General features: G+C 34.5%; 7 protein-coding genes and 1 pseudogene. 7 read left to right on the forward strand and 1 reads right to left on the reverse strand.

Features of this window, described 5'->3' with window-relative positions:
* On the reverse strand, window positions 1-159 hold a 159-nt coding region (locus RT405_RS13485; protein WP_396163250.1), incomplete at its 3' end, for a rhodanese-like domain-containing protein.
* 351 nt (window positions 160-510) lie between these two features.
* On the opposite strand from RT405_RS13485, the gene RT405_RS04360 reads away from it, so the two are divergent.
* From RT405_RS04360 to RT405_RS04385, 7 genes and pseudogenes are all read left to right on the forward strand, one after another.
* Window positions 511-1,779, forward strand: a complete 1,269-nt coding sequence (locus RT405_RS04360) for a Zn-dependent hydrolase (RefSeq protein ID WP_313467882.1) — start codon at window positions 511-513, stop codon at window positions 1,777-1,779.
* Between the two features lie 328 nt (window positions 1,780-2,107).
* Window positions 2,108-2,902, forward strand: coding sequence for a MurR/RpiR family transcriptional regulator (locus RT405_RS04365; RefSeq protein ID WP_313467883.1), 795 nt, complete (start codon window positions 2,108-2,110; stop codon window positions 2,900-2,902).
* Between the two features lie 323 nt (window positions 2,903-3,225).
* Window positions 3,226-4,815, forward strand: a complete 1,590-nt coding sequence (locus RT405_RS04370) for a PTS transporter subunit EIIC (RefSeq protein WP_313467885.1) — start codon at window positions 3,226-3,228, stop codon at window positions 4,813-4,815.
* 77 nt (window positions 4,816-4,892) lie between these two features.
* On the forward strand, window positions 4,893-5,618 hold the full coding sequence (locus RT405_RS04375; protein ID WP_313467887.1) for a glucosamine-6-phosphate deaminase: 726 nt from the start codon (window positions 4,893-4,895) through the stop codon (window positions 5,616-5,618).
* Window positions 5,619-5,745: 127 nt separating this feature from the next.
* Window positions 5,746-5,868, forward strand: a complete 123-nt coding sequence (locus tag RT405_RS13490) for a type I restriction-modification system subunit M N-terminal domain-containing protein (protein WP_396163253.1) — start codon at window positions 5,746-5,748, stop codon at window positions 5,866-5,868.
* Between the two features lie 108 nt (window positions 5,869-5,976).
* On the forward strand, window positions 5,977-8,328 hold the full coding sequence (locus RT405_RS04380) for a helix-turn-helix domain-containing protein (RefSeq protein ID WP_313467889.1): 2,352 nt from the start codon (window positions 5,977-5,979) through the stop codon (window positions 8,326-8,328).
* Between the two features lie 402 nt (window positions 8,329-8,730).
* A pseudogene (locus RT405_RS04385) lies at window positions 8,731-9,361 on the forward strand (amidohydrolase); the annotation flags it as partial.

Consider the following 9,361-nt stretch of genomic DNA (forward strand, 5'->3'; position numbering starts at 1 on the left):
ATTTTCCATAGACACAAAGTGAGCATTTTTGATGTGTCCTTCTTTATACTGAGTAAAACCTGCTGCTGCATCATTTAATTCTGCCCGAGCGTCCAGCAGTAATAACTCATCATTTGAACTATTTTCTAATAACCATGATTGTGTAACAAAGTTTTTCATAAGTCCTCCTGAGTAGAAATTTATTTAAGAAAATAAAAGTGATTCATATACTAAGCTATTTTTAGTAGCTAAAAACATAGGGAAGGTAATGTTCTTTAATAGATAGTATATAATACACCTTCAAAAAAATCAGTGAAACGTTAATTTAAAATAAACAATTAACTTTTGAAAAACTCATTTTTATCATTAACTTTAGTCATACTCTAGAGGAAGGCAATATAAATAATTCTAGAGAAAAAATATTCTAAACGTGAATATTTTTTCTTAGTACTCTCAGAACGTTGTTTACAATATTTTCCGGTGTTACCATGAGTTTGAGAAAAATAAACTAACATACCGGAGGCGTATCACATGTTGGAAACAAATTTAGAGCGAATTATTGAAAATATTGAAACCTTGGCGACTTTTAATGCGACACCTGGAAATGGAGTTACTCGTTCCGCTTATTCAAAAGAAGATCAGCAAGCGAAAGAGTATTTAATCAATGAAATGAAAAAGCTTGGCTTAACCATTTGGGAAGACGGTTTCTCAACGTTATTCGGCCGTAAAGAAGGAAAGTTAAAAGATGCCCCAGTTGTTATGATTGGTTCTCATTATGATTCAGTTGTTAATGGTGGTGCTTTTGATGGAGCAGCAGGGGTCATTTCTGCATTAGAAACCATGCGTGTTTTATTAGAAAATAACATTGAAAACGATTACCCGATTGAGTTGATTTTAATGAATGCAGAAGAAGGCGAAACATTTGGCCCAGGAACTGGTGTCTCCAACTCGCGTGCGATGGTAGGCACAATGACGAAAAAAGAACTTGAGACAGTTAAAAACCGTCATGGACAAACAAAATTAGAAGCGATGAAAGAATATGGACTCGTTCCTGATTTAGAAAGTGCTAAAAGAGCGCCAAAATCAATTAAGAATTTCGTAGAATTGCATATTGAACAAGGACCCATTTTAGAAAAAGACAATGTTGATATTGGTTTGATTGAATATTTGCCAGGAATTGGCCGTTATAAAGTACGATTCCATGGAGAGCTAGAAGATTCTACCGCTCCAATGGACACACGCAAAGATGCATTAGTAGCAGCTTCGAAATTTGTTATCGCTGTTAACGAGATCATGAAAGGATTAGGATCAGGAATTGCAGGTACAGTTGGTGCTTTAGATATTTCTCCGAACTCTAATCAGTTTATTCCGGATTATGTACAAGCATTAGTGGAAATTAGAACATTTGATAAAGCAGTTCTTGACAGCACTAATCTAAAAGAAGAAATCAAGAAAGTTTTAGCAGACATCGAAGCAGAAACGGGAGTTCAAACTGAGTTGCTAGAAATGGCTCGTATTGGCTATCCAAACCCAACTCCGCCAAGCGTGATGGATGCTGAAAATGTAGAGAAAATGAAGGTAATCTGCGATAAATTAGGTTATTCGCATGCAATCATTAATAATGGAACTGGACACGACGCTATGATCATGACTGATTTTGCTCCTACCAATATGATTTATGTTCCAAGCAAAGACGGTATCTCGCATCATCCAGATGAATGGACAGATTATGCTGACTTGAAAAAAGGAGCAGATGTGCTGTTAAACTTAACGATGGATATTTGTATGGAAAATAATTAAGTAGAAAACTAAGTTGATTAAGATATTGTTTAAATAGTTTTAATAAATAAATTTAAATTGAATAAAACTCCTGATTCACTAGATCTTACTGTGTTTTCAAACAGAGTAAGATCTAGTTTTGCTTTATAGAATGAAAATTGCTTGAAAGCAGCAAGAAGCTTTAGCAAATAAAATTAACTTTCAGCGTATTAGAATACTGGTGGATTAGGAAAACCGTATTGTTCTTCGAAGCACGCGCTTAAACAGATTCAATCTTTTAATCAGCTCCCTCCATGTGGTAAACTGATTTGTGTATTAAGATTTAGTTAGTAGAGGAGGCGGCTAATTCATGAGGCTCGAACAGCTTGTTAATAAATATTACGACTCGTTAAATGACAATGATTTGTATGTTATCAGTTTTATTAGTCAAAACATTGAATTATGCGGAGACAAAACGGTATCTGAAATTGCTCAATACTCGAATGTTTCAGCTTCAACAATTATTCGTATGGTTAAAAAACTTGGATTTAAAGGGTATAGCGAATTTCGCTATTTTTTAAAAGAAGAAATTAAAAGAATAGAAAACACTAAAGTTTCCAGCAACGATTATTTTAACACGTCTACTGTATTAGAAGATGTCAAAGCTACTATTCGTTTATTTGAACAAGATAAAAGTGCTGAAAAAATTTATGAATTAATGGTTAGTTCTAAACGGATTTTTGCTTATGGTACGGGCTATGGACAAGGCTTGATGTTGAGCGAATTTTCAAGGTGTTTGATGAACAGTAACATTCATTTGATTATTATCCCTAGCAAGGTAGAGCTGGAATTAATTGCTCAAAGTATTACATCAGACGACCTATTGTTTATTATAGGGTTATCAGGAAATGTGGATTCTATAGAGACGGTGCTTAAAAGCATCTCGCTTAAAGGAACACCAATGGTTTCAGTGACCGTTTTTTCAAGGAACCCATTATCTTATCTGACAGATTATAATCTTTATTATCAAGTATCAAATATGAACAAAACCAGTAATTTAAACAATACTTCTTTTTGTACATTGAATTTGGTTTTAAGTTTGTTGTATGAAGGATTCATTAATCACAGTAAAGATCATTCACAGTCCTTTCTTCAAGAAGAATAACTTCTGAATAGTTAAATGAGTCTATTTTTACAAATAAAAGAATGACGCAAAGATTGGCAACATTGATTGTTGCCAATCTTTTTTTGCATCCACTGAAAGAATAGAGCAAGACGAAAAAACCTGAATAATCATTCAGGAAATGAATCAAAAACCGTGTTCTGGTTCGTGAATTTATCTGTATGAAAGCGATTGATAAGTTTCGTATAGGATGATAACCTTTATTTAGCAAGTCGACTGTAAACGTTTACTGATAAGGAGGAAGATGTTTTATCTTGTTATTGTATCTTAGGTTATTCTATTAAATTTAAAGAGGGTGGGAGAAAATGAGAACACAGATTCAAAAATTAGGAAAAACTTTGATGGGCCCATTATCCATTATTGTAGCATCAGGAATGTTATTAGGAATTGTATCTATTTTACAAAATCCGGCTATTGTCGGCGAAGGACTATCTAATGCTCATGCAATTCAAACGTTTATAGGCGGAGTACAAGCGATTGTGTCCACAATGTTCGGCTTACTGCCAATTTTATTTGCTATTTCTGTTGCGACAGGCATGGCGAAAGAAGATAAAGAAATTGCTGGATTTTCAGTCGTTATTGGATTTGTTCTATTTCATGTAGTCATTAATTATTTATTGCAACTGAATAATATTACAGCTGATACTACTTCTGTTGAGTATTTAACAAGTCATGGAACAAGCGATATCCATGCAGTAGAAATTGGGAGTGTCTATGAAACGATGCTCGGTATTTTTACCTATCGGATGGGGGTTTTCGGAGGGATCGTAGTTGGTCTTTGGACAGCTTTTATTCACAATCGTTACCATACAAAACAATTGCCTGTAGCATTTAGTTTTTTTAGTGGAAATCGATTTGTTCCAATCGTCATTATTTTAACGATTCCATTTCTTTCTATTCTTTCTTACTTTGTATGGCCGTTCTTCAATACAGCTATCAATGGGTTAGGTAGTTTGATTGGAAAATCAGGTGCTTTTGGTTCTTTCATTTATGGTTTCTCAGAACGTTTATTGATTCCAACTGGATTACATCATGTATTAAATCAATTGATTCGCTTTACTCCGCTTGGCGGAACTGCTACAGTAGATGGAGAAACGGTTTCAGGAGCTTTATCTATTTTTAATGCTGAAATGGCTTCTCCAAACATGAATTTGGATATATTGCGACAATCAACAAGATTCTTAACTCAAGGGTACCATCCTTTTATGTTATTCGGGTTGCCTGGAGCATGTTACGCAATGTATAAAACTTCTTATTTAGAACAACGACCAAAAATTAAAGGAATGCTTTTTGCTGCTGCGTTAACTTCATTTGTAACGGGTATAACTGAACCGATTGAATTCGCGTTCATCTTTATCTCTCCGATTCTTTGGATATTCCATGCATTTATGGCAGGGTTGTCTTTCCTATTGATGACTTTAATGAACGTTGCTGTAGGAAATGCCGGCGGTGGTATGATTGATTTAACCATATTCGGTATTTTGCAAGGTACGTATACTAGATGGTATTTGTGTGTGGCAGTAGGGTTAATCTACGCAGTTGTATACTACTTTGTTTTCAAATACGTTATCGAACGTTTTGACGTGAAAACTCCTGGAAGAACCACCATTGAAGAAGATGCTGAAGAAGATGTAATTATTGCATCAGATGATAACTTAGGAGCAACTATTTTAAGTGCATTAGGCGGTAGAGAAAACGTTGCTGAAATTGATAACTGTATCTCACGTTTACGCTTAGTATTAAAAGACACTTCTGTTGTCAATGAACGTTTGCTAGCCTCAACAGGATCAATGGGACTAGTTAAAATTGATCAAAATAATATTCAAGTGGTCTATGGCGGAAAAGTTGAAAAAGCAGCTCAGTCACTAAAAAAAGAAATAAGAGCTCAAAAATAAGTAGAATAAAATAAAAAACAACGGCTTCATTCATAATAATGACTATAAAGTTGAAGCAACTTGGAGGATAAAAAGATATGAAAACTATTTTTGTAAAAGATTATGACGAAATGTCGAAAAAGGCGTTTGAAGAATTAAAAGAAGTCATTGAAGAAAATAAAGAACCGATACTTTCTTTAAATACAGGAGGCACACCTAGAGGATTATTTAAGTATTTAGTAGAAGGGATAAACAATGGTCTTGATATCAGTACATCTACCATTTTCAATCTAGATGAGTATGTAGGTCCAAAAAATGCTGTTTATACTGTTCGGACCTATATGTATGAAAACCTTTTTAACTTAATTCAAAGCCAACCTAAACAAGCCTACTTGATCAATGGAGAAACGGACAACCCTGATCAAGAGATTGAAAGATATAAAGAGCTTCTTTCTCAAAACAGAAGAGATATTCAAATATTAGGACTTGGAACGAATGGACATATTGGGGCCAATGAACCAGGTACTCCATTTGACTCCACCATGTTTTTGGCTCAGCATGAAGAATCAACTATTCAAAGCACAATGAAAGAATATGGTATCACTCGAGAAGAAGCACCAACTGAAATGTTTACACTGGGATTTGAAGAAATTCTAGATGCTGAAAAAGTATTGTTATTAGTTTCAGGTGCGCATAAAGCTGAAGCAGTTAAAGCATTTTTAGAAGGTGAAATTACTCCAGAATGTCCTGTTACTGCTTTAAGAAATCACGAGAATGTTATTGTTATCATTGATGAGCCAGCTGCTTCGTTATTAAAAAAATAAATTGAACGTTAAATCTAACAACAAGATAGATGTAAACCGGCAAAATTTCTTTGTCGGTTTTTATTTTTTATAAATAGAACAAACGTTATCATATTTAATGAGATTTCATTTATAGGAATCTACAAATATATTACGTAGATTGAATGTTTCAAATGACTATAAAAGTTATATGTTTTGTCTATTATTTTTAAAACGAATTAATGATGTAGTTGAAGAACAACATGAAGGTCTGTTTGAAAAATACATATAAAAAATAGGAGAACTTTTAAAGGAGGATCATTTCAATGCTATCTCTTTATCTGTTAGCACTAGTGAAATGGTGTATAATAAAGGATAAATACTCAAAAGGAGAAAGTTGATGGCAAAAGATAGTACGGCGGATTATGAGATTACAATAGAAAATATTGCCTATTCGGCAACACAACAATACTATGGCTTACGGATATTATTCTTAATCAAAGGGACGTCAACAGCAATCGTTAATGGCAAGAGTTACTTTTTAGAAAAAAATGATATTTTGATTATTAATCGAAAAGACTATTATTCTATTTCAGGAAGCAAAGAAAACATTATGATTAGTCTGAGTATTTCTAGCCACTTTTTTGTTATGCATTATCCAAAGTATTTCCATTATTCATTTGAATGTTATTCAAAAGAGTTGGATATTGGGCGAGAAAACATCATAGCCGGTTTGCGTCGGCTTTTAGCTGAATTGGTCATCGCTAATTTACGTAAAGAAGAAGGTAGTTTTCTAAAAGAGAAAAGTGCATTATATCAAACGATGCTTTTGATCACTCGCTACTTTAAGTCAGAAAATTTGAATTCTAACAGTAATGAAAATAAAGATGAACGCATCACACGAATCATTCAAATGCTGGAATTAGAATATGCTGAGCCGTTAACATTAGCAGAAGTAGCTGAGAGCGAATACCTATCGCCGACCTATTTATCGCGTTATTTTAAACAGACGACAGGAATGGGATTTTTGCAGTACCAAAAATCCATTCGGCTAAAACACAGCGTAGAAGATCTGCTGTATTCAACAGATAATTTATTTCAGATTGCTGTAAAGAATGGCTTTTCAACAGCTAAAAATTTTGCAGCAGCATTCAAAGCAGAATACAATCAGACTCCGACACAATACCGCAAAATGCATCGGAATGAGGAGTTGAAGAAACAAGAAACACCATTAAATAAGTTGGAAGACAAACGAGTTGCGGAATCGCCGGAAGTACTCATTCAATTGGCTAAATATCTAGAAGGAACAACAAGCCAAAATTTATTAGCACATGAAATCCCCATTGAAGAGCGAAAAATAAAAGTCGGACAACAAGGACTTTCCGAAACAACGAAAGAAGAAAAACACATTTTATTTATAGGTGATTTGAAGGAATTACTAAACGAAAATGTTCGGCAACAAGTTCTTCTAACAAAGAAAAAAGTAAGAGTCAATTTTATTAGTGTGCAACATCTGATTACGGGTGGAACCTTGACTCCTGAAGTAGAAACGGATGAATTAATACCGACTACGCCTAAATATGCGAATTCCGATTTAGCTTTGCAATTTTTAAAGGAGCAGGAAATCAGCCTTTTTTTAAGAATACCCTACAAAGAAGTCATCTATAATGAAACATACTTTTTTAGTGAGCTTGATAAATTTATTGTTCATGCCATGCAAGTATTTGGTCGGAAATTTGTTGAACAATGGAAAATACTTTACTATGTCCCTAAAGAAACAATGGTTCTGTCTCAGGAATTGGAACGGATTTATCTGAAATTGTATAATATTATAAAAAAATACACTACTCAAATGCAGATTGGAACGTTCTTTCCCTACAATGAAGATAAAGACAATCTTTCAGTACACCATCAATGGCAATTTAATCAAACAAATAATATCGAATTTATTTGTTATAATGCCGATCAGAATGAAGCGATTGATTTTTCCAAAATTAGCGATGAAAATTTTCTCGAAAGCCAAGATTATATTTTAAACAAAACACTGAAAATGAAACGGTTCCTAAAAAAGCACCAATTAAATAAACCACTTTATTTGGAAAGTTGGAATACGCTGACTGGGAATACTCGCTATACAAATGGAACCTTTTTTAGAGGAGCATTGATTTTAAAAACGGTTCTGGATTTGGGTTCTGAAGTGGAAGGATTAGGTTTTTGGATAAATAATGAAATTCATGAACGAATTAGTGGAAGACGCGATTTATTAGTAGACGGGCTGGAATTATTCCACTTTTACAATGGCAGACGTCCTGCGTTTTTTACAATGATGCTTAAAGAGCGCTTATATGGCGAATTAAGTGCAAAAGGAGAAGATTATCTTATGACTCAGAATGAGGAAGGCTATCAACTGCTTCTTTTCAATGAGAAAAATTTTAATCCTCGCTATTCTGTTGATGAGTTATTTATGCGGAACCATCAAAAAGAACTTCATGTTCAACTGGTAGGGATGGATCCAGGAGATTACCAAGTTCGAAAATACTATTTTGATAGTGAAAATGGCGGTCTTTATACTAAATGGGGACAACTAAACAGCAAATATGGGGTGGATTACGAAGCGATTGAGTATATCTCAAACTCTTCCCTGCCTAGGTTAGAGATCATTGATGAAGTGATTGATGGAAATTGGGGCTTCTTTGCATCAATGGCAAGCAATGCTATCCAGTTGATTGAATTCCGCAAAGCGATTGGTTAGAAGTAAAATTTTTTGTTTCTTTTAGTTGCTGTGCCAAATCATTTTAAAAAATACATTAAGCAATACAAAAGACACCCACTGTTTAATTTTTGAGCAGTGGGTGTCTTTTTGTGTCCTTAATTAGAGAGATTTGGTAACAGTAAAATATTGAAAGGGCTTTATGACAAAAACATCCCCTTGTTATTTGCTTTCTCCATTATTTTTTAAAGAAAGATAGCAAAAATACGGATTTTTTTCGTAATAAACGTCCTTTTTTTATTTTTTAAAGGCAGTATACTAGATAAGTGCTGATGAGGAACCACAAAAATAAGACATAAAATTAAAAGGAGAGAGAATATGAACGAAACAATCAAAGCGCAATTATTTAATAAATTATCTGAAAAACATGATCACATGATTGAAATCTATCGTTACTTGCATATGCATCCAGAACTATCTTTTCAAGAAGAACAAACAGCTAACTATATCGCAGCATTTTATGAAGGCAAAGACTGCCAAGTTCGTACCAATGTTGGAGGCCGAGGCATCGTAGTGACGATCGACAGCGGAAAACCAGGTAAAACCCTTGCGATTCGTGCTGATTTTGATGCATTGCCTATTCAAGAAGAAACTGATTTGCCATTTGCTTCTCAAACGCCAGGCGTGATGCACGCATGTGGTCACGATGGGCATACAGCCTATATGTTGATTTTAGCTGAATCTTTAATTGAAATGAAAGAACAGTTGGAAGGAAAAGTTGTTATCTTACACCAACCAGCTGAAGAGGTTCCACCAGGTGGAGCAATCGGTATGATCAAAGATGGCGCATTAGATGGAGTAGACAACGTAATGGGGATTCATGTGATGTCTGAAATGGAAGCCGGCAAAGTATTTTACCGTGAAGGCAACGTACAAACGGGCCGTGCCAATTTTCACGTGACGATCCAAGGAGTTGGGGGACATGGTTCTTCCCCACATAAAGCAAATGATGCCATTGTTGCTGCCAGCTATTTTGTTGTTGCCGTACACTCGATTGTCAGCCGTAGACTAAATC

The sequence above is a fragment of the Carnobacterium sp. genome, assembly GCF_032094055.1.
GTDB lineage: Bacteria > Bacillota > Bacilli > Lactobacillales > Carnobacteriaceae > Carnobacterium_A.